Origin of the sequence: Nocardia sp. NPDC057668, from assembly GCF_042799795.1 — a bacterium.
Classification (GTDB): Bacteria; Actinomycetota; Actinomycetes; order Mycobacteriales; family Mycobacteriaceae; genus Nocardia.
The window spans coordinates 259,862-283,447 of the sequence record NZ_JBHVIC010000009.1; the positions used below are offsets into that span (position 1 = coordinate 259,862).

Consider the following 23,586-nt stretch of genomic DNA (forward strand, 5'->3'; position numbering starts at 1 on the left):
GGGCTCGGGAATGCGATTCCGGAGCTTTACCAACCTCGTCGCCGCCACTCGGGCAAGCTGTCTCGCTCCGCGCCGAGGGTGGTGTCGTCACCGTGCCCGGGATACACGACGGTGTCGTCCGGGTAGCGGCCGAACAGCTTCGACTCCACATCGCCGAGCAGTGCGGTGAACTCCGCGGGCGAGCCGGTCTTGCCGACTCCGCCCGGGAACAGCGAATCTCCGGTGAACAGGTGGGTGCGGCCGTCACCGTCGGTCAGCGCCAGCGCCACCGAGCCGGGCGTGTGCCCGCTCAGGTGGATGGCGCGCAGTTCGAGGTCGCCGATCGTGACTCGATCGTCGTCGGCGAGTAGGCGTTCGGGCGCGACGGGTAGCGCCGCGGCGTCGAGTTCGTGAGCGGCGGTGGGCATCCCGGATTTGGCGTGCACATCGGCCAGGGCCCACCAGTGGTCCGGATGCTGGTGCGTGGTGACCAGCAGCGCCACGCCTGCGGGTGCCTCCTGGTCGAGCAACTCCAGAATGCGCTCGGCCTCGTTCGCGGCATCGATGAGCAGCGTGGCGCCGGTGTTCGCGCACTGCACCAGATAGACGTTGTTGTCCATGGCGCCGACCGACATCTTCACGATGCGCGCACCGGGCACCGACCGCTGTTGCGGGTTGGAACCGGGGGTGACATGACCCGTGTAGGGGGAATCGATCGTGATCACTCCACCGATCGTAGTCATCGCAGCCGACACGGGTGGACGGAAGAATCTCCGTGGCCCGCGTCCGCCGGATAGATTCGTGGCATGCGGCTATCGAAGCAGCTGTCCCTGCTCGCCTCCGGATTCCTGCTGAGCCTGGCCGTGCTGGGCGGCGGTGCGGCTCCGGCCGCGGCCGAACCGCCCGAGCGACTGCCCGGCTACGTCACCGACAAGGCGGGTGCGCTGCGCGGCGGGCAGACCGCCGAACTCCAGGCCGCGATCGACGAGCTGTACACGAAGGACCACGAGCGGCTGTGGGTCGTGTACGTGCACGACTTCGACGGGCTCGACGCCCCCGAATGGGGTGAGCGCACCGCGCGGGCCTCGGGGTTCGGGGATCGGGACGTGCTGCTTTCGGTGGCGGTCGACGATCGGGCGTACGCGTTCACCGGCCAGGCGCCCACGTCGGTCACCGACAAGGATCTCGACGAACTGCTCATCGACAAGGTCGAGCCGAAGTTGCGCGCCGGGGACTGGGCCGGGGCGGGGGTGGCCGCGGCGAACGGGTTGTCCGAGGCCATGAACTCCTCCGGCGGCGTGAGCCCGCGCACGATTCTGCTGCTGGTGCTGATCGTCGTACTGGTCGTACTGGCACTGTGGTTCTTCGGTCGCCGGCGTAAGGCGCGCCGCGGGAAAGCCGAGTTGGAAGGCGCTCGAAAAATTGATCCGGCCGACACGCGGGCACTCGGCGCGTTGCCTCTCGACACGCTGGATGCGCGGTCGAAGGAAGTATTGGTCGACACCGATGACGCCTTGCGCACGAGTGCCGAGGAATTGCGTCTGGCCACCGATGAATTCGGGGCGACGGCCACCGCGCCGTTCACCGCGGCCCTGACCGCCGCGCAACAGGCGCTGGCCAAAGCGTTCTCCATTCGCCAGCTGCTGGACGACGATATTCCGGAAACGCCCGATCAGCAGCGCACCATGCTGGTCGACATCATCGGCGGATGCGGGCGGGCCAATCGCGAACTCGACGCCAAGGTCACCGAATTCGACGCCATGCGAAATCTGCTCATCAATGCCGGCGAACGACTGGATACGCTGACCCGCTCGGTGGTGGATCTGACAACGCGCACACCGAATTCCGAGGCGACGCTGCGCGAATTGACGGCGGCGCATCCGGCTTCGGTGCTCGCGCCCATTCACGACAATGTGAGTATGGCGCGCGAGCGAATCGCATTCGCGGAGCGCGGTATTGCCGACGGGCGCGCGGCGGTGGCCCGGCCGGTCGGCGAACAGGGTGCGGCGGTGGCGGCGATTCGCGGTGCCGAATCCGCGCTCGACACCGCGCGGGCGCTGCTGGACGCGGTCGATACCGCGGCCACCGATATCGAACAGGCGCGCGGCGGACTGCCCGGCATCATCGAGGAATTGCGGCGCGATCTGGCCGCGGCGGCCGGGCTGACCCAGCACGGCGGCGTCGAACTGACCGGTGCGGTGGGCGCCGCGAATGCCGCTCTGGAACAGGCGGTCCGGGACGGTGCGAGCAATCCGCTGGGCGCGTTCCGCGCGGCGGTGACGGCGGATACCGCACTGGACAGGGCGATCGCCGCCGCCACCGATCGCAGGCTCGCGGCCGAGGAACTCGGGCGCCGCCTCGAGCAGACGCTCACCGCGGCCCGCAGTCAGATCAACGCGGCCTCGGATTTCATCGGCACCCGGCGCGGTGGCGTGGATGCCGAACCGCGCACCCGGCTGGCCGAGGCACAGCGCAATCTGGAACAGGCACAGCGGCTTTCGGCCACCGAGCCGGCCCAGGCGCTGCAGGCGGCCCAACGCGCGGCCGAGCTCGGCGCGAGCGCCCTGCACACCGCCCAGGCCGCGGTGCGCGACTGGCAGGCCCGCCAGCCGAGCTCGAACTCCCAGACCGGCGCGGTGCTGAGCGGGATCCTCATCGACGGGATGCTGCGCGGGATGGGCACCGGTTATCGCAGCGGCGGGGGTCGCAGTAGCGGTGGAGGCGGCGGCGGTTACGGCCCCGGTTCCTTCGGCGGGTCGAACGGCTCCCGCCGCATCAGCCGCGGCGGGCGGTTCTGACCGGCACGCATCGGCCGTCGGCGACTCCGGGCAGCGGAATATGGGCGGTGGTGCGGAGCCACCCGCCCGCGGCGTGACCGCTCGCACGCCCGGACCATCGCGGCTGTTCGCGCCCTCGCCCGGCGCGGCCGATCAGATCGTCACAGCCAGCCGAGGCGTTCGGCGGCGCGGATCGCTTCGGCGCGGGTGGTGGTGCCGGTCTTGCCGATCGCGGCGGACAGGTGGTTGCGGACCGTGCCCTCGGACAGGTGCAGCTGTTTGGCGATCACCCCGGCCGTCGCGCCGTCCACCGCGGCGGCGAGGACCTCGCGTTCACGCGGGGTCAGGGGTGATGTTCCGGCGGTGAGGGTTTCGGTGGCCAGGGCGGGGTCCACCACGCGCAGGCCCATGTGGACGCGGCGGACCGCGTCGGCGAGTTCGCGGGCGGGAGTGTCCTTCACGACGAAGCCGCTCGCGCCCGCGTCCATCGCGCGGCGCAGGTAGCCGGGGCGGCCGAACGTGGTGACCATGAGGATGCGGACCTCGGGGTGGGCGGCGTGCAGCCGGGCGGCGGCCGAGATGCCGTCCAGGCCGGGCATTTCCACGTCCAGCAGGGCGACGTCGGGTGCGGTGCGTTCCACCGCGGCCAGGACCTCGTCGCCGCGCGCGACCTCGGCCACCACCTCCAGATCCGGCTCGAGGCCGAGCAGGGCGGCGAGCGCCCCGCGCACCAGCGCCTGATCGTCGGCGAGCAAGAGTTTGATCATTCCAGTTCCTTCGTCAGACCCGCCGGAAAGCTGGCCAGCACCCGCAATCCGCCTTCGGGACGGTTCGAGACGGTGAGGGTGCCTCCGGTCGCGCGCACCCGTTCGCGCAGGCCGCTCAGGCCGGAGCCGAAGTGCGGTTCGCCGCCGGAACCCACACCGTCATCGCTGATTTCGATGGTGGTGCCGGTAACGCGCACCGTGCAGTGCCGCGCGCCGCTGTGCCGCACGACGTTGGTCACGGCCTCCCGCAGCACCCAGCCGAAGACCACGCTGTGCCGGACGGGCAGCTCGTCGGAGTCCGGGAGCGACGCCTCGATCTCGGCCGCGCTCAAGGCGGTTCGCGCGTTGGCCAGTTCACCCTCCAGAGAGATCTCGCGCAGCCCGCCGACCGTGCTGCGCACCCCCGACAGGGCTTCGCGCGCGAGCCGTTCGACATCGGCCAGCTCGGTGCGCGCCCGCTCCGGATCGACGTCCAGCAGTCGCTGCGCCAGTTCGGTTTTCACGGTGATGACGGTCAGCGAGTGGCCGAGGATGTCGTGCACGTCCCGGCCCACCCGCAGGCGCTCCTCGGCGATCGCCAACTCCGTCAACTGTTTCCGGGCCAGGCTCAACTGCTGGTTGCGGCGGATGACCTCGCGGATGCCGCCCACCGCGAACGCCGACATGGCGATGGAGGACATCGTCGCGTAGGCCGGCGGCTCTCCCGCCAGCAGCTGGGGCACCACCGTGGTGGCCAGGATCAGGACGGCCAGCGCCACCAGCGCACGGGGCACCGGCAGGGCGAAGGCGATGAACGTGCCGACGAAGATCGCGAGCCCGAGCACCTCCGAGTGCAGGGTCGGCGCGGCCGCCGCCATCAGCGCGCACAGCAGTGCCAGCGGCACGACGACCGTGCGCGGATGCGGATCGATCCACACGTCCCGCCCGCCCGAACCGCGCAGCAGATACCAGTAGGCCCCCACGAAACACACCCCGAAGGCCACGACCACGCCCAGGCTGTACGCCCGCTCGAGCGGGTCGTCCAGACTCCACGCCCGCCGCAGCGGATCCACCAGATACACCGCCCACACCGCGGCGAAGATCAATCCCACCCGCCGCCGCGTCGCCACACTGTCCCGCACATCGCGGGACGCTACCCCAGCGCGCAACCGGCGGCCGGGCACGAACCACCGCGCCGCCCTCGCGAACCACCGCCCGTCACCGCTCATCCCTCCACCCTGGGCCACACCCGCCACGGATGCCGCTCACGACCGTCACGCTTCGCCCATGACACCTGTCACCCGTTCCTGCGAACGGCCGGTCAGACGGAGCGTTCCCGAGTCCACCGCCACGGCTACCGGGGGCCGGAGGTGTCCGGCCTGCGACGCCCTGACGTCCATCCCGCGCCGCAACGACTTCGGTCAGACCGTCACGGTCACCGTGTGGAAACCGCAGGGGCCCACCGGGAACGGGGCCGGAGGCGTTCGGCCTGCGACGCCCTGGCGTCCATCCCGCGCCGCGACGACTTCGGTCAGACCGTCACGGTCACCGTGTGAAAGCCGCTGGGGCCCACCGGGAACGGGGCCGCAGGCTCACCGCTCTGGATCTGGCCCGAGCGGCCGGTGACGCGGGCCGAGATCGCGTGGGTGCCCGGGGGCAGGTCCAGCACTGTGCGCCAGCGGCGCCAGGCGGCGGGTGCGATCTCCGCGCCGAGTTCGACGGGGAGCCAATCTGTTTCACCGACCCGGATCTCGACCAGGGAGACGCCCTGGGGCGGGGCCCAGGCCACGCCCGCCAGGGTCGTCTTGCCCGAGCCGGGTTCGGCGGTGGCGGTGACGTCGATGCGGGCCTGCGGGGTGACGCGCAGGGTCTCCCTGGTCCAGCCGCGCTTCCACCAGTAGTCGACGTGCGAATCGTCGGAGAACTCCAGTTCGGCGAGGTACTTCGCGCCGGTGTACTGGCCGTAGAGGCCGGGCACGAAGACGCGGGCCGGGAAGCCGTGCTCGGGCGGCAGGGGTTCGCCGTTCATGCCGATGACCAGGTAGCCGGGCAGTTCGCCGCTGCGCAGCTCGTCCAGCGGCAGGGAGATCGTGTAGCCGTCGACGGCGCGGGTGATCAGGCGGGTCGCGCCCGAATCGGGGACCGCGTGGTCGAAGAGCGTGGCGAGCGGGACGCCGAACCAGCGGGCATTGCCCGCGCGGCCCTGACCGGGCACGTTGTGGACGCACACCATGACGGCGTCGAATTCGACGGCCTGATCGGCGAGATCGGCGAGCGAGAGCCGCAGCGGATGCGCGACCTTGCCGGTGATCGACAGCCGCCACTGTGCCGGATCGATGCGGGGTGCGCGCGAGTTCACGTCGGCGACGTAGAACCGGCCCGCCTTGGTGATGAGCGGGGACAGGCCGGGTTCGTTGCTCAGCCCGTCGTCGGGAACCGGGGTGCCCGACCCCATCGGCCCGATCGCGGCGACGCGATCGCGATGGCGCTGATCGGTGCGGCGCACGAGGGTTTCGGCGGCGGCGAACAACCCGGCGCCGGCCGTCGCCCAGAGCAGCCCGGCGCCGAACCCGGCGGGCGGGCGGCGCAATCCGGCGCGCAGGACCGCGGCGGCGGTGAGCCCGCCGAGCGCGCCCGCGACCGAGCGATCGGTGCTGCGCAGCGCGACGGCGGCGGTCCCCGCGCCCACCGCGGCGATGGCGGGGGTGCGGAAGCGTTCGGGCAGTGCGGCGATGCCGACGGCGGCGGTCACCACGTTGGCCGCCACCCCGTACCGGGTGGCTTCCTTGTCGTGCTTGCCGGACTTGGCGACCAGTTCCTCGACGACGGCGATCGGCGCGGTATCGGCGAGCAGCCGCCCGACCCCGTCGAGCATCGATCCACCCCGCGCGGCGGCCACCAGTTCTCCCACGCCGAGCGCACCCAGCCCTACCGCAGCCGCGCCGATGAGTCGACGCTTACCGTTCTCCGACACCGTTCGAACCTTCCGTAGCCGGGCAGCTTCGCCCATTGTTCGCCGGCCGGGCTGTGTCCCAGCAGGATTCGTCCGGGGGCTCCCTGTATCTCACACGAATTCGCGCGGGAGGGCCAGACCTCCCCCGATTTCGCGGCCGGGCCCGAAAGATACCAGCCGGTTCCGGGCGGCTGCGCGGGCCGCTGCCGGGCTGCGGCGGAGCGGGCCGATCAGCGCTCTGCCGCGCGGGCGGCGGCACCGGTTCGGATCGCCGTCCTGCTGTCGGTGCCGGTGTACAGCCGTTCGATTCAGCTTGCGGCGGCACTAACAGGGTCCGATGGATGCGAAGCCGCCGACAGCGGCGATGCCAACCCGGCCAACAACCAGGCCACCTTCACAATCGCCGGTAACTACTAGCCGGCGGGCGAGGGGATTCGGTCCTCCCCGAAGCTGCGAAGTCCCGGTGTCCCGGAACCGGTCGCGGTAACGGATGGACTGCGACAGGTCCCGGCTCGTTCGGTATATCGCCGACCCACCCCGCTCGCGTCAGCGCCTCGCGGCTAGCGGCTGAGGTGGGAGTCGATGATCGGGCCGAGTCGAGCGAAGGCTTCCGCGGTGATCAGTTGATTGTGGCCGAATTCGACCGTGTGCTCGGCTATTTCGCCCGCGACGTACGGCCGCCAGGTGGCGACGTTCGGAACCGGGTCCGGATTGCCCGCGGCGGTGAAGAACAGCAGGTCGCCGTCGAACACCTCGGGGCGGTGGGTGGACAGCCGGTGCAGCAGGGCGCGCAGGTCGCCGTGCAGGCGTTCGATCTCCGCTGTCGTGAAGGAGATTCCGGCGTTCGCCAGCAGTTCGGCGGCGTGCGCGGCGTCGAGATCCGCGAACTCGGGCGGGATGTCCAGGCCGGCGAACTCCTCGAGCAGGATCCCGAGCGGCGGCGCCGCGCGCCCGTCGGTGCTCCCGGTGTCCGCCCGCGCGTCCATCATGATCAGCGAGGGCACCTGTTCGCCGGCGCGGCGCAGTTCGACTGCCATGGCGTGCGCGAGCGGGCCGCCCGCGGAGTAGCCGAGCAGGTGGTACGGACCGTGCGGTTGTACGCGGCGGATCTCGCGCACGTAGCGGGCCGCCTGATCGACGATGGTCGGCTCCACGACGCCGTGTTCGGCCACGCCCGGCGACTGGATGCCGTACACGGGGCGCTCCCGGCCGATGTACCGCACCAATCCGCCGTAGCACCAGGCCAATCCGACCGCAGGATGGACGCAGAACAGGGCGGCCGCGGAACCGCCCGTGCGCATGGGGAGCAGGACATGCAGGGACGCTTCGACTTCCGGGTGCACGGAGTCCTCGGCCAGTCGGCGCGCGAGGGCCGCGGGGGTCGGGTCCAGGAACATCCAGTGCAGCGGAACGGTGTGGCCGGTCTCCGCGCGAATCAGCGTCAGAAGGCGGACCGCGGCCATGGAGTTACCGCCGATCTCGAAGAAGTTGTCGTCGACGCCCACCCGTTCGGCGTCGAGGACGGTGGCGAAAGCGGTGGTGAAGGCACTTTCGACCGGGGTCCGGGGAGCACGGTACGCCCGGCGGTGATCGGCCGCCGGGGTGGCGCGGTCGGGTGTGCGGGGTGCGGTGGTCAGGGCGGGAAGTGCCGCGCCGGGGATTTCCAGGTCTCCGACGGCGCGGTCGGGATTCGCGGTGACCGTGGCGAACAGGTTCGTGAACGCGTCCGCCAGCGCCTGCGCGGTCTCCCGGTCGAACAGATCGGTCGCGAAGGTGAGAGATCCGGTCAGGCCCGCCGGATCGCCGGTGGGACCGAACTTTTCGGCCAGCATCCATTCGAGGTCGAACTTCGAACCCGGCGCGGGGGCATCGAGCGCGCGAATATCCAAGCCGGGCAACGCTATCGCGGTGGTCTGGATGTTCTGGAAGGCCAGCAGGACCTGGAACAGCGGGTGCTGCGCGGTGGTGCGCACGGGCGCGAGCGCTTCCACCAGGCGCTCGAAGGGCAGGTCCAGGTTGCCGTAGACGGCCAGATCGTCGCGGCGCACGGCATCGAGCACGGTGGCGAAGTCTGCGTTCGGGTCTATCCGGGTGCGCAGCACCACGGTATTGACGAACATGCCGACCAGGTCGTCGAGTTCACCGTCGCCGCGACCCGCGACGACCGTGCCGAGGGCGATGTCCGCGGCTCCGGACAGCCGGGCCAGCAGCAGCGACAGCGCGGCGTGCACGACCATGAACGGACTCGCGCCGTGTTCCCGCGAGAGCAGTTGCAGCCGGTCGTGAACGGTTGCGGGGATGGCGAACTCGATGCGATCGCCGATTCCGGAGGGCAGTTCGGGACGCGGGCGGTCGGTGGGTATGCGGTGGACCGCGGGCAACTCGGCCAGCCGGGTGCGCCAGAAATCGAGTTGCCGATGCGCGAGGCTGCTCGGATCCGCGTCGGAGCCGAGGATTTCCCGCTGCCAGAGGGCGTAGTCGGCGTAGTCCAGCGGGAGCGGGGACCAGGCCGGCGGTTCGCCCCTCGTCCGGGACAGATACGCGCCCAGCACATCTCGCGCGAGCGGCGCCATCGACCAGCCGTCGGCGGCGATGTGGTGCACGGCCAGCGCCAGGATCGCGTGCTCCCGGCCCAGGTGCAGGACGCACACGCGCAGGGGCGGCTCGGTCGTGATATCGAAGCCGCGCGCCAGTTGCGCAGTCAGCGCGCTGTCGATCTCGGTTGTCCCGGTGTGGATTTCGAGCAGCGGGGTGCCGCCGGGGGTGGCGGGCAGGATCAGCTGGTACGGCACGCCCTCGGAATCCTCGGGGTAGATCGTGCGCAGCGTATCGTGGCGGGCCGTCACATCGTCGATGGCGGCGCGCAGGGCCGGAATATCCAGTCGCCCGGTCACATCGAACGCGCCGGGGATGTTGTAGACCGGCGAGCTCGGATCGTAGCGGTTGAGGAACCACATGCGCTGCTGTGCGGCGGACAGCGGGATGCGATCCGGGCGGGGCCGCGGGCCGGGCCGGGGACGGTCGAGCGCGCCGCCGGTGACGATGAGCGCGGCCAGCTCGGCCACCGTCGGCGCGTCGAACAGGGCCCGGACCGGGACGGCCGTCCCCAGTGCCGCGCCCAGGCGGGCGACCACCCGGGTCGCGATGAGGGAATTGCCGCCGAGCGCGAAGAAATCGTCCGCGCGCCACACCCGGTCGACGCCGAGAACCTCGGCGAATACCGCGGCTACCGCCTCTTCCACGGGACCGGCGGGCGCCTCATGAGCACCGGGGAACAGCTGCGGGGCGGGCAGTGCCGCCCGGTCGAGCTTGCCATTGGCGGTGCGCGGCAATTCCTCGAGCACCATGACGGCCGTTGGCACCATGTACGACGGAAGTCTGTGCGCCACCTCCTTCTTCAGTTGCCGAGCCGAGACATCGGCCCCGGGAGCGATCACCACGTAACCGACAAGACCGCCGCCGCCTTCCGGACGGACATCGGCGACGGCCTGCACGACAGCGGGATTCGCCGCCAGCGCGGCTTCGACCTCACCGAGCTCGATGCGCAGACCGCGCAACTTGACCTGGGTGTCGGTGCGGCCCAGGTACTCCAGATCGCCGGCCCGGCTGCGCACCAGATCACCGGTGCGATACATGCGCACGCCGGAGAGGTAGGGGTGGGCGACGAAGCGCGCGGCCGTCAGGTCGGCGCGACCGTAATAGCCTCGGGCCAGAGCGATTCCGGAGAGGTACAGCTCCCCGATCACCCCGTCCGGCACCGGGTGCAACCGCCGGTCCAGCACGAGTGCGCCGGCGCCGACGATCGGGCTGCCGATGGTGATCGGGTCACCGGGCCGAAGCGGAGCGCTGCCGGTCGCCCAGACGGTGGTCTCGGTCGGGCCGTAGTCGTTGAAGTGCAGTCGATCCGGCGCGGCCCAGACGGCGACCAGTTCGGGCGGGCAGGGCTCGCCGCCGTTGATGATCACCTGTAGCGAATCGATCCCAGCCGGGTCGACCGTGGCCAGCGCCGAGGGCGTGAGCGCGATGTGGGTGACGCGTTCGCGGGCGAGCAGCCGGCCCAGATCGGGCCCGGCGAACACCGCGGGCGGCGCGATGACGAGCGGGCAGGCCGCGCTCAAGGCCATCACCATCTCCTGGATCGAGGCGTCGAAACTGGGCGAGGCCACGTGCAGCACGCGCGCGTCACCGGTGATGTGGTCGCGATCGTGCTGGGCGGCAGCGAGATTCGCCAGTCCGGCGTGCGTGACCACGACGCCTTTGGGTACACCGGTCGAGCCGGAGGTGAATATGACGTAGGCCGGATTCTCCGGGCGCGCGGCATTGCTTCTCGCAGGCGCGCCCGCTGCGGTGCCGAGATCTCGGACGGTCCCGCCCGTGCCGGTGTCAGCCACCGATGCACCCGTGCTCGGGGACAGCTGGTCCGCCGGTCCGCGGTCCCGCGGATGGGCTCCACCGACGTCGATCCGTTCGGTTGCCCCGTGCACCGGCGAGCACGAGTTGTCGTAGGCGCCCCGACTGGAAAGCGCTTCGCCGAGAACGGGTCCCGCAGCATCACGTGACCTCCGCTCGCCCACCGAGTCCGCCCGCGACGGTCCGGCTTCGCCGTTCACCGACAGCCACGTCACCTGCCCGCCCAGCCGGTCGCGCTGGTCGGCGACGGTGACCCCGAGGCGCACATCGGAGACATCGATGATCCTGGCTATGCGTTCGGGCGGATAGGCCGGATCGATGGGGACGAACGCCGCGCCGGTGCGGGTGATCGCCCAGACCGCCAGCACCGATTCGATCGACCGGGGAATGCCCACCGCTATCAGGGTTTCCGGACCCGCGCCCGCATCGACCAGTCGGCGCGCGAGGAGTTCGGCGCGGGCGTCCAGCTCGCGGTACGTCAGTTCGCGGTCGTCGCAGACGACGGCGATACCGTCGGGATTGGCGGTGACGGCGTCGTGAATCAGTTCCGCGAGGGTGCGTGCAGCCGCCGCCGGGACCGGTGCGCGACGGGCCGCAGCGTGTTCGGCGGGAGTGCGGATGTCCATGTCGCCGATCGCCGATTCCGCGGCCGGGGACGTGGTCGCCGCCGTCAGCACGAGGGTCAGGCGCTCGAGAAGCGTCGCGACGGTGGACTCGTCGAAGAGGTCGGTGGCGTAGCAGCAGCGCAGGGTCGTGCCGCCGGGATCGGTGGTCACCGTCAGGCTCAGGTCGAATCTGGTGGTGGTTTGCGGGAATTCGAGCGGGGCGACGGTGAGGTTCGGGAGGTGCAGGGCCGGGAGGTGCAGGTTCTGGTAGATCAGCATGATCTGGATCAGCGGGTGGCGGGCGGCGGAGCGAGCCGGGGACAACAGATCCACCAGTCGCTCGAAGGGGACGTCGGCGTTGTCGAAGGCGGCCAGGTCGGCGTCGCGGGTCCGGTCCAGGAGATCGGCGAAGGGTTCGTCCGGGCGAATCTCCGTGCGCAGCACCAGGGTGTTCACGAACATGCCCACCAGGTCGTCGAGTTCGGGCCGGCCGCGACCCGCCACCGGGGTGCCGATCGCGATGTCGGCGCTCGTGCTCAGGCGCGACAGCAGGGCCGCGAGGGCCGCGTGCACGACCATGAACGGGGTCGCGCGCTGTGCGCGAGCCCGGCTCTCTATCGCGGCCGTGAGGTCGGCGTCGAGCCGGGCGGTGCACTCGGCGGCGCGGTAGGACGCTCGCGCCGGACGTGTTCTGTCCGTGGGTATTTCCAGGTGGTCGGGCAGGCCCGCGAGGGTGTTCGACCAATAGTCGAGTTGCCGGGACAGCAGTGAACCGGCGTCGTCCGCGCTGCCCAGACGAGCCAGCTGCCACAGGGTGTAGTCCGCGTACTGCACCGGGAGCGGCTCCCAGGCCGGGAGATGCCCGGCGGCCCGCGCGGCATAGGCCGCGGCGACATCCCGGGTCAGGGCGGCCATGGAGAACCCGTCGGTCGCTATGTGATGGGCGACGAGGACGACGACGTATTCCGCACCGGCGGCCGGGTGTTCGGGCGTGGTCACAGGCGGTGCGTTAGCGGGCGCGGGCGATTCGGGAGCGGAATCGGACGCAGCGGATCCGGCGGGCGAGGAGTTCCCCGAAGTGGGATCGTGCGGCGTTGACGCGCGGGTTTCCACTCGGAACAGCCGCAGGCGCAGCGGCACCGCCGCGGTCACATCGAAACCCGCTGTGACAGTGTCCGTCACGACGCTGACCAGCTCCGTGGTGGAGACCGGCGCGACTTCGAGATCCAGCGGAACCGCCGCGGCCGGGACCACACGCTGGCTGCCCACGCCATCCACGTCCGGGTACAGCGTGCGCAGGCTCTCGTGCCGGTCGATCACATCGAGCAGTGCGGCGCGGAGCGCGGGCAGGTCCAGGTCGCCCGAAAGGCGCAGGGCCACGGGCACGTTGTAGGCCGAGGACGCCGGGTCGTACCGGTTGATGAACCACATGCGCTGCTGGGCGGGCGAGAGCGGCACCGGATTCGGGCGCGGTGCGCGCACCAGCTCGGGCTCCGCCGCACCGTCACCGGCCGCGCCGGTGCGGCGGGCCAGATCGGCGACCAGCGGCGCTTCGAACAACAACCGAACCGGTACCGGGACGCCCAGCGCCGCGGACAGTCGCGCGGAAACCCTTGTGGCGATCAGTGAATCGCCGCCGAGCGCGAAGAAGTCGTCCTGCGCGCCGACGCGCTCCAGCCCCAGAACGTCGGCGAAGGTCTCCGCGATCACCGACTCCCGGCCGGTCGGCTCGACGTAGTCCGCCGTCGCCACCGTCGGTTCCGGCAGCGACCGCAGATCTACTTTGCCCGTGCGGGTCCGGGGCAGCTCGGCGAGGATCTGGATGGTCGACGGGACCAGATAGCGCGGCAGTCGCGTGCCCGCCCACTCCAGCAGTTCGGTCGCCGTGCGCCGGTCGGCGAGATCGGTTGTGCGCGAGCCGGTCCGGTCCGGTTCACCGTCGTGCGCGATGAACGCGTCTTCCGTATCGATCGATCCCTGCGCCGTGTTTTGCGGATCACCGAACCCCGAGTGGGTGCCGAGGCTCGGCTGCCGGGCCAGTGTCACGTAGGTGTGCAGGGACTGTGCGCCCGTGCGATTTCGGCGGGCGACCGTGACGGTTGCGTCCACGCCCGGGTGGGTGCACAGAACGGCGTCCACTTCGCCGGGTTCCACCCTGATGCCGCGAATCTTGACCTGGAAGTCCGCACGACCGGCGTACTCGAAACCGAGTGCGGTACAGCGCATCAGATCACCGGTTCGGTACATACGCGCGCCTGCGGCATAGGGGTCGGCAACGAACCGGGCGGAGGACAGCACGGGGCGGCCCGCATATGCGCGGGCCACACCGGGGCCGCGGATGTAGAGCTCGCCCACCACGCCGTCGGGGACCGGGCGGAGCCAGGAGTCCAGGAGCAGCAGGGTCGCGCCGGGGACGGGCGCATCGATGATCCCCGCCGTGCCGGCGGTCATCGGATCGCCGTACGCGGCAGCGATGGTGGTTTCGGCGGGTCCGTAGGAGTTGACCAGGACGCGCCCCGGCGACATTCGCTCGATCAGCGTCGCGGGGCAGGGTTCGCCGCCCAGGATGATCGCGCGGACCGTGGGCAGCGCGTCCGATTCCATGGTGGCCAGGACCGTGGGTGTACAGATCAGGTGCGACACCGCGTTCGCGTCGATGGTGTCGGCCAGTTCCGCACCGGCATTGGTTTCCGGGGCGGAAAGAATGAGCGTGCCGCCCGCCGCGAACGTGCTGAGCCACACCAGGATTGCCGCGTCGAAGGCCGGGTTGAGGCAGTGCAGGACGCGCGCGTCCCGATCCACGCGGCAGTGGTCCACCGTTGCCGCGACCATGCTCGCTAGTCCGGCGTGCGTGACCACCACGCCTTTCGGGGTACCGGTGGAGCCCGAGGTGAAGACCATGTACGCGGCGTGGTCCGGACGGAGCGGGCGGCGGCGGGTGGCATCGGTGATCGGGGCGGCCGAATGCCCGGCGATCCGGTCGACCGTGGGCTCGTCGTCGACGACCATCCACGACACCGCGTCCGGCAGTTCCGCCGCCGAATCCCCGGCGGTAATGCCCAGCACCGCAGCGCATTCGGCGGCGATGGCGGCGGTGCGAGCGGCCGGCTGAGCGGTATCGAGGGAGACGAAGGCCGCGCCGGTCTTGGCCACCGCCCAGAACGCGATCATCGACTCGACGGTTCGTGGCAGGGCGACCAGCACCGATCGTTCCGGACCGGCGCCGGCCGCGATCAACGCCCGCGCCAGCCGATTCGAGGCCGTGTCCAACTGTTCGTACGTCAGTTCCGCGCCCCCTGCGAAACCTGCTGTTGCCATAGTTGATTCGGATGGTTCGGTCCGAGGGAGCAGTTCGGATTCGATGCCGAGCGTTCGCAGCAACCGGGTGGAACTCGCCGAACCGATGACCGCTAGGGACTCACGAATCATGTTCGTGTCCAGCAGGTCGGGGAGCAGCGCGGGTCGCTTGGCCGGTGCGCCGGGCCGGATCGCCGGTGAGGTGCGGCCGTGTGTGTCCCCGAGCGCCCGGACCGGCGTCGCCGGGTCGCCGGTCAGCGCGTCCAGCAGTCGCGCCAGCTCGGTGGCGATCGAATCCGCCTGCTCCGCGGTGAAATAGCGCGGCGAGCGTGTCAGTTCCAGCCGCAGGACGGGGTTGGCGTAGGTCGCCAGGGACAGGGGGTAGTGGGTGCCGTCGTGCGCCCGGATGCCGGTGACCGACAGGTGCGCCCGTTCGGTGGCCGCGGTGAGGGCCGCGGCGTCCAGCGGATAGGACTCGAAGACGGTTGCGGTGTCGAAGAGCGGGCCGGAGGCCCCGGCGGCGTGGATGTCGTCGAGACCGAGGAATTGATGTTCGGCCAGCGCAGCCTGTTCCCCTTGTACCCGGGTAAGCAGCGCGGCAAGGGATTCGGCGGGGTCGAGGGTGATGCGGACCGGAACGGTATTGACCAGCATTCCGATCATGCGATCCCCGCCGGGGAGTTCGGGCGGGCGGCCGGACACCGTGGCGCCGAACACGATGTCGGTCGCGCCGGTGCGTTCGGCGAGCAGCAGCGCCCAGGCGACCTGGACCATGGTGTTCAACGTGACCTCGGCGTCGGCGGCCGTTGCACGCAATCGTTCGGCGGCTGCCGGGGACAGGGGGACCAGGTGCGCGCGCGGGGCCGTGGCCGTCTCGGCGCGGGGAGCGTTCGGGGCGACCAGGGTCGGACCGTCCAACTCCGCGAGGGCTCGGGACCATGCGGCACGGGCACGGACGGAATCGCGGCCGGCCTGCCATTCCAGGTAGCGGCGGAAGGGGACGGGCGAAGCGAATCCGTTGTCGTCGCCACGGGTTTCGTACAGCGCCACCAGCTCGGCGAACAGCAGCGGCATGGACCAGCCGTCGAGGATCAGGTGGTGGTTGGTGATGACGATGCGGAACCGGCGCTCCCCCAATGCGAGACACAGGAACCGGATCAGCGGCGGGCGGTCGACGGCGAAGGGCGTGCGCAGCTCCGCCGCGGCCATCGCGTCCAGTTCGGCGTCGGCCGCGCCGATCGCCACCCGGTACTCGCACGGCACCCGGACATCGGTGACGATCACCTGGACGGCGTGATCGCCGTTCTGCACGAAGGCCGCCCGCAGTACGTCGTGCCGTCGGACCAGCGCTTCGGCCGCCGCGCGCAGCCTGCCGGGATCCAGATCCGCTTCGACATCGATCACGGCCTGCACCGAGTAGCCGTCACTGCCGCCCTCGGCCAGTTGCGCCTGGAAGAACAGGCCGCGCTGGAGCGGGGTCAGCGGCAGCGCGTCATCGAGCCGGCCGAATGTGCGCTCCCACGAATCGATGTCGGGCTGCGACGCGGTGAGCAGACCCAGGTCGGAGGGCGTGCGGCCGCCGCTACCCGGCGCGCCGACCAGCTGGGCGATCTCGGTGACCGCCGCGACCCACGTCGCCGCCAGGTTCCGGACTGCGCCGGCGTGGACGGCGCTCGGCGCGAGCTGCCAGATCGCCCGAATCCGCTGCCCACGGTCGGATTCCAGCACGGCGGCGTCCACCGAGAGCACCGCGGCCAAGGGCATGTCCGCGTCGGCGTGCCCGCCGAGCCGATCGGCCATTCCCACCGGCAGCCAGTCCCCGCCGGCGTCTCCCTCCGGAATCTGCCCGAGGTAGTTGAACGCCACCTGCGGCTCATCCAACGCGCCGAGCTCCGCCGCGGTGTCCGCGTTCGAATATCGCAACAACCCGAATCCCAGCCCGCCGCGTGGAATCTCCCGCAGTTGCTCCTTGACCGCCTTCAGTGCCGCAGCCACCGAATCAGGTTCCGGGCCGACAGGTCCCAGTCGCACCGGCACCGGGGCGGTGAACCACCCCACGGTGCGAGACAGATCGGCCCCTGCCAGGACGCCCTCGTCACGCCCGTGCCGCTCCACCACGACGACCTGCGCGGCGCCGGCTTCCCCGTGCGCCGCCCGCCATCGCGCGAAGGCGACCGCCAGAGCGGCCAGCAGTGCGTCCTCGACCCCGCACCGGTAGGCGGCGGCAATTCGCCTCACCAGCAGCGCGGCCGCATCCCCGGGTACCTCGACCGTGAACCGCAGCGCGGCCCCGTGGGTATCGGCGACGGGGTCGATCCGCCGCTCCCCCACCATCGCGTCCGGCGCCAGAACGCCCTTCCAATAGTTCAACTCGTCGATCGGCCAAGCATTTTCGGCAGATCCCCGCGCGGCTCCTCCGTTCCGCCGAGCCGTGCCCTCGAGATCTGCGCCGGCGTCCCCCGGCCCCGGACCGTTGTTCGAGTCCCCGGCGGCCGGTGATTCGGGTCGGTCCACGTCGCCCGGATTCGCCAGCGTCGCCAGCCCGTGCGACCAGGTCCGGACGGAAGTCCCGACCGGATCCAGCCGCGGCGACGTCCCCACGGAGACCTGCGCCCAAGCCTGCATGAGATCCGGCAGCAGGATTCGCCACGACACCGCGTCACAGGCGAGGTGATGCACCGCTATCAACAGCCGCCCGGACTTCGCCGGACCGGAATCCAACCAGGTGAAGGCAACCATCCGACCGGCCGAAGGATCGAGCCGCGCAACGGTCGCCGCCAGCTCGTCCGTCACCGAACCGGCAGACCGATCGGCTACCGCCACCTCCCGCACACCGGAAGTCGGCTGGCCGGAGTGGAATTCGACATCCCGCGCGTCGCCGGACCCTGCTGAGCATGCGGCGGAATCGGAGTCCGGGCTGCCGCTGCCATTCTGGTGCTCCCCGTCCGGATGGTGAGCGGTGCCGGAGTGGCCGTGAGATTCGGGGTGAGCCGCATCGGTGGACGTGGTCGCCGGTACGACCGGCGCACCCGTGCTCCTGTCGTGCGGCGCATCGGAGTGCAACCAGACGGTGAGATCGGCTTCCTGCCAAACGATTCGCACCAGCCGGTCGGCGATAGAGACGTCCCGGGCCGGGGGGACCTCGAGTTCGTACCCGGCGGGGGTTTCGACCAGCCGAGCTCGCAGCAGATCGTGGTGGGCCAGCAGGGATTCGAGGGTGGTGGCCAGGGAATCGAGGGTCAGGCCGCGGGGAGCGCGCAGGACCATCGATTGGGCGAAGCGATCGTGGTGGGGGCGGGTGACGAGCCAGGCGGCCACCGGAGTCAACGGGAAGCGGCCGGTCCCGCCGCCGGGGAGTTCGGACAGGTGGGCGGGACGGTCCCGCAGGTGGGTGAGGACCGCCGAAAGCGCTGCGGGAGTGCGGTGTTCGAAGACCTCGCGGGCGGAGAAGACGAGACCGGCGGCGCGGGCGCGGGTGACAAGGGTGATGGCCATGATCGAGTCGCCGCCGAGGGCGAAGAAGGAGGTGTCGGGGCCGACCGCCGGGGTGGCGAGGACTCCGGCAAAGAGGGCGCAGAGGGTGCGTTCGGTGTCGTCGGCCGGGCCGCGTTGCGAAAGTGGCGCGGCGGGAACGGGTTCGGGTAGCGCGCGGCGGTCGATCTTGCCGTTGGCGGTGAGCGGGAGCGCGCCCAGAACGGTGATCGTGGCGGGGACCATGAAGGGCGGGAGCCGGTGGGCCGCGTGATCGAGTAGGTCCGGCTCGGTGACGATGGACCCCGCGTGCGGAACCACGTAGGCCGCCAGCACGGTTCCGCCGCCGGAGGCGGCGCGTGCCACGGTGATCGCGATCTCCACGGCGGCATGGGTATTCAGGGCCGCGTCGATCTCGCCGAGTTCCACGCGCATGCCGCGCAGTTTGACCTGGAAGTCGCCGCGCCCGACGTACTCGAGCACGCCCGGTCCGCTCCACCGCACGAGATCACCCGTGCGGTACATGCGCGTGCCGCCGGGTCCGGCCACGAAACGTTCGGCCGTCAGCGCGGGCCTGCCCACGTAGCCGCGCGCGACCCCGGGGCCGATCACGTACAGCTCACCGGCCACACCGAGGGGAACCGGCCGCAGCCAGCGGTCCAGCACCCGCAGCCCCGCACCGGGAATCGGTGCGCCGATCCCCGCCCGCTCCCCCGGCGTCAGGCCCCGCGTGTAGGTGACGGCGACCGTGGTTTCGCTCGGGCCGTAGGAATTGAGCAGATCGCGCCCGATGCCGAAGCGCGCCACGATATCCGGCGGAGTCGGCTCCCCGCCGGAGGACACCGCGCGCACCCCGTCCAGCGCGCCGGGCTCGAGGGTGGCGAGCACGGCCGGGGTAGAACACAGCTGCGTGATCCCGAAATCCCGTACCAGCGCGGCGAGTTCATCACCGATGACCGGGTCGGTCTCGGCCACCACCAGCGTCGTCCCGGACGCGAAGGCCATCAGCCACTCCAGCACCGAGGCGTCGAAACTCGGATTGAGGCACTGCAGCACCCGCGAATCCGCCGTGACCCGATACGAATCCACCACTGCCGCGGCCAGGGCCGCAAGTCCGGCGTGCGTGACCACCACGCCCTTGGGCGCACCGGTGGACCCGGAGGTGAACACGATGTACGCGGGATTCGCCAGGCGCGGCACACCCCGCCGTTCGCCGGGCTCGAGCGCATCGTCGCGAAGGGCGAAGTCCGGTTCCGATAGCAGCTTGTCCAATGCCAGCCAGCGCACCGAATCGGGCAGGTCCGCGGCCCCCGCCAGGGTCAAGCCGATCGACGCGCCGCATTCCTGCGCGATCCGCTCCACCCGCTCACTCGGCGACCCGGTCCCCAACGGCACGAACGCGGCCCCGGTCTTGGCCACCGCCCACAGCGCGACCATGGCCTCGATCGAGCGCGGTAGCGCCAGCAGCACAGCCGATTCCGGCCCCAGCCCCGCCGCCAGGAGTCGGCGCGCCAGCCGATTCGAATGCCCGTCCAACTCACCGTAGGTGAGCCGCTGCCCGCTCCCGATCACCGCGGCATGCTCGGAACCCGCCCGCCGCAACCCATCCCGCAGAATCGCCGGCAGCAACCGGGGCGCGGGCGGGGCCACCCCATCCACCCCCGCGAGCAGCGCCCGCTCGTCCCCGATCCAGTACTCCAGCTCCGCGACCGGTGTCTCCGCCCGCGCCGCGAGCACCGATTCCAGCAGCACGAGCAGCCGCCGATGATGCCGCGCCAGCGAATCCTGGTCGTACAGCCGGGGATTGGCCGCGAAATCCACGTGGATCGGCGCGTCCGCACCGTGCTGATAGAAGTTGACAAACAGATCCTCGATCGGCCCGGACGTCACCACGTGCAGCGCCGACCGCACACCCGCGAAGTCGATCCCTTCCGGAAACAGCATGATGTTGATGACCGGCCCGACGATCCCCCGCCCGAACTCCGGAACCCCGTCCTCGAACCGCATCTCCTCGTGCCGGAACCGCTGGTGCCGCAGCGCCCCCGACGCCGCCACCCGGACCGCGTCGACCACCTCCCCGAGGCACCCGTCGCGCGGTACCCGCACCCGCAGCGGCACCACGTTGGAGATCATCCCGCCGGAGCGGCGCAGCAGCGCCGTCGTACGCCCGGACACCGGCAGGCTCAGCACCACGTCCTCGGTGGCGGTGAGGCGGGCGTAGTACAGCGCCACGGCCGCCATGACCAGGGTCGCCGGACTCGTGTCGAAGGTTTTCGCCGCGGCCGCCAGGCCGTCGGCGGTCGCCGCGCTCAACTCCGCCCGCGCCTCCCGTGCGAGCGCGCGGGCCGGGGCGGTCGCGGACACCAGGCTGCACCGCTCGGGCATCCCCGCGGTGACCCCGCGCCAATACTCGGCGTCGCTGCCGTACCGGCTCGACTCCCGATAGGCCATCTCGGCCTCGTGCACCGCGACCAGCGAGGCGGCCGTCGTCTCCGGCGCGGATTCCCCGCGCACCTCGGCGTTGTACAGCTCCGCGACCCGGTACAGCAGGGTCACCGACCCGAAGCCGTCGATCAGGATGTGATGCCCGCGCGTGTACCAGAGGTGATGATCCGTTCCGACCCGGAGCACGGTGGACAGCCCGACCCGATTCCCGACCATGTCGATGGGCGCGACCACGTCGGCCCGCATCCACTCCAGCGCCGCCGCAACGGGATCCGGCTCATCCGCCAGGTCGAGAAACCCCACGGTGGGCACGAGGCTCGTATCGATCACCTGGTGCGGCTGATCCTCGATCTCGACCAGTCGCAGCACCCCCGAACCGAACTCGGTCCCCGCCCGCTGTGCTGCCCGGCGCAGCGCCGGAACCCGCAGCGGCCCGCGCATCTCGATGTACTGCGCCTCCGACAGCGGAACGCCGGGATCCAGCCGCTGGGCGTACCACAGGCCCAATTGCGCCGGGGAGGGCGGGAATACGGTGGCGGTGGTCTGCTCGGCCGAGAGTTCGCGCGTCATGACGCCGCCTCATCGACTACCGGTCGAACACGAATCGTCTCGCTGCTCCGCGTACGCGGGCACCCACGCGTCCGGGCGAGCGGTCAAGCGCCCCACCATGACCGCGCGCACGTGCGCGGGCAACATGGGCGCGAACTTGCGCACATAGGCGTCCATCCATTCGGCTCTGCCGAGCAGAAATGGGAAGTCGGTGGTCATCATGCTGCGCACGACGAGCATCGGCATGGGCGCGTCCAATGGCCGAAAGTCTTTGTTCCACAGGCCCGGTTGATCACAGCCCGGGTAGAACTGCCCGAACATCACTCCCTGCGCAACGAATTTGGTCTTGAATTCGGCATGGATGTCATCGATCAGCGAATAGTCGGACAGGTTCGGAAAGACGGTGATCAACGCACGAAGCACCGAAGTCGAGCTGCCGTTCCCCGTGGGCAATCCGGGATAAATCGCAAGTGCGTCCTCGATAATTGCGCGCACCCACATCATGTGCGGTTCCGCGGCGGGAACCTGCGCGAACCAGAGCAGATCGCGGCGCATCGCCGGTTTCACATACGGGCATACCGGCCCGTCACGGCCCAGATCATCGCTGGGACGGGTCAAATAGGAATCTGCCCATGATCGGAATGCCGCGATGGTGGATCGCGCGGCCGGGCAGGATGAAGCGGTGTCCCCCAATGACACCCATTGCAGCCCCGAGCGGGGCCCGATAACACGCTCGCTCATGACTCACCTCGACGGATAAGAAGCACAGCGGCAGGCGCCGTTGCCCCATACCTATCCATAGTCCGCCGATGCCGAACTGTTAACCCGAGTAGTGAAGTACCCGAATTGATCGGAGGTGACCCGAATTTCATGGGCAATGCGAAAAAAGAAAAGACCGGTCAGGTATCGACCGGTCTTTTCCGAGAGCTGAAAATCAGGCGCCGAGCAGGCGAGTAGCCAGGTAGCTCTCCACCTGATCGAGCGCGATGCGCTCCTGCGCCATGGAGTCGCGTTCCCGCACGGTGACCGCCTGATCCTCGAGGGTGTCGAAGTCGACGGTGATGCAGAACGGGGTGCCGATCTCGTCCTGACGGCGGTAGCGCCGGCCGATGGCGCCGGCGTCGTCGAACTCGACGTTCCAGTTCTTGCGCAGCTGCGCGGCCAGATCCTTCGCCTTGGGCGAGAGATCGGCGTTGCGCGAGAGCGGCAGCACCGCGGCCTTGATCGGGGCCAGGCGGCGATCCAGGCGCAGCACGATGCGCTTCTCCAGCTCACCCTTGGCGTTGGGGGCCTCGTCCTCGCTGTACGCGTCGACCAGGAAGGCCATGAGCGAACGAGTCAGACCGGCCGCCGGCTCGATCACGTACGGGATGTAGCGCTCGTTCGCGGTCTGATCGAAGAAGCTCAGATCCTGGCCCGAATGCTCCGAATGCGTCTTGAGGTCGAAGTCGGTGCGGTTCGCGACGCCCTCGAGCTCACCCCACTCGCTGCCCTGGAAGCGGAAGCGGTACTCGATGTCCACCGTGCGGGTGGAGTAGTGCGAGAGCTTCTCCTTCGGGTGCTCGTAGATCCGCAGGTTCTCCGGATCGATGCCCAGGTCCGTGTACCAGGCCATGCGGGTGTCGATCCAGTACTGGTGCCACCGCTCGTCTTCACCCGGCTTGACGAAGAATTCCATCTCCATCTGCTCGAACTCGCGGGTGCGGAAGATGAAGTTGCCGGGGGTGATCTCGTTGCGGAAGCTCTTGCCGATCTGGGCGATGCCGAACGGCGGCTTCTTGCGCGCGGTGGTCTCGACGTTCTTGTAGTTCACGAAGATGCCCTGCGCGGTCTCCGGGCGCAGGTAGTGCATGCCGTCTTCGGACTCGACCGGGCCCAGGTAGGTCTTGAGCATCATGTTGAAGTCACGCGGCTCGGTCCACTTGCCGACGGTGCCGCAGTCGGGACAGCCGATGAGATCCATCGTGACCGTGTCCGGGTCCTCGATCTTGTGCTTGGCGGCGTACGCCTCCTGCAGGTGGTCCTGCCGGTGCCGCTTGTGGCAGTTCAGGCATTCCACCAGCGGATCGTTGAACACCGCGACGTGGCCCGAGGCCACCCACACCTGACGCGGGAGAATGATCGAGGAGTCCAAGCCGACGACATCCTCGCGGCTGGTCACCATGGACCGCCACCACTGCCGCTTGATGTTCTCCTTGAGCTCGACGCCGAGCGGGCCGTAATCCCACGCCGAGCGTGTGCCGCCGTAGATCTCACCGGCCGGGTACACCAGACCCCGTCGCTTGGCGAGGTTGGCGACAGTATCCACCTTCGACTTGGGTGCCACTCGAGATTTCTCCATCCGGTCCGGAAGA

The 23,586-nt window shown here is 70.2% G+C and carries 8 protein-coding genes; 1 reads left to right on the forward strand and 7 read right to left on the reverse strand.

Annotated features, from left to right (window positions below):
- Nucleotides 1-26 precede the first annotated feature (26 nt).
- Nucleotides 27-722, reverse strand: a complete 696-nt coding sequence (locus ACFVBH_RS39205; protein WP_379011308.1) for an MBL fold metallo-hydrolase — start codon at nucleotides 720-722, stop codon at nucleotides 27-29.
- Between the two features lie 63 nt (nucleotides 723-785).
- Between ACFVBH_RS39205 and ACFVBH_RS39210 the strand changes: the two genes are divergently transcribed.
- Complete coding sequence (locus ACFVBH_RS39210; RefSeq protein WP_379011313.1) at nucleotides 786-2,777, forward strand: TPM domain-containing protein; 1,992 nt, start codon at nucleotides 786-788, stop codon at nucleotides 2,775-2,777.
- 140 nt (nucleotides 2,778-2,917) lie between these two features.
- Here the strand turns inward: ACFVBH_RS39210 and ACFVBH_RS39215 are convergent, their stop codons facing one another.
- From ACFVBH_RS39215 to ACFVBH_RS39240, 6 genes are all read right to left on the reverse strand, one after another.
- Complete coding sequence (locus tag ACFVBH_RS39215; RefSeq protein WP_354987008.1) at nucleotides 2,918-3,523, reverse strand: response regulator transcription factor; 606 nt, start codon at nucleotides 3,521-3,523, stop codon at nucleotides 2,918-2,920.
- On the reverse strand, nucleotides 3,520-4,644 hold the full coding sequence (locus ACFVBH_RS39220) for a sensor histidine kinase (RefSeq protein WP_379011329.1): 1,125 nt from the start codon (nucleotides 4,642-4,644) through the stop codon (nucleotides 3,520-3,522). The genes ACFVBH_RS39215 and ACFVBH_RS39220 overlap by 4 nt, the downstream gene beginning before the upstream one ends.
- A gap of 389 nt (nucleotides 4,645-5,033) precedes the next feature.
- Nucleotides 5,034-6,476: a molybdopterin-dependent oxidoreductase gene (locus tag ACFVBH_RS39225; protein ID WP_379011334.1), complete on the reverse strand. Its 1,443-nt coding sequence runs from the start codon at nucleotides 6,474-6,476 to the stop codon at nucleotides 5,034-5,036.
- Between the two features lie 539 nt (nucleotides 6,477-7,015).
- Nucleotides 7,016-21,253 carry an amino acid adenylation domain-containing protein gene (locus ACFVBH_RS39230; RefSeq protein WP_379011341.1) on the reverse strand — a complete coding sequence of 4,746 codons (14,238 nt, stop codon included), beginning with the start codon at nucleotides 21,251-21,253 and terminating at the stop codon, nucleotides 7,016-7,018.
- A 9-nt stretch (nucleotides 21,254-21,262) separates the two neighbouring features.
- On the reverse strand, nucleotides 21,263-21,973 hold the full coding sequence (locus ACFVBH_RS39235) for a DUF6875 domain-containing protein (protein WP_354986041.1): 711 nt from the start codon (nucleotides 21,971-21,973) through the stop codon (nucleotides 21,263-21,265).
- 193 nt (nucleotides 21,974-22,166) lie between these two features.
- Nucleotides 22,167-23,558: a glycine--tRNA ligase gene (locus ACFVBH_RS39240; RefSeq protein ID WP_354986040.1), complete on the reverse strand. Its 1,392-nt coding sequence runs from the start codon at nucleotides 23,556-23,558 to the stop codon at nucleotides 22,167-22,169.
- Between the last annotated feature and the right edge of the window lie 28 nt (nucleotides 23,559-23,586).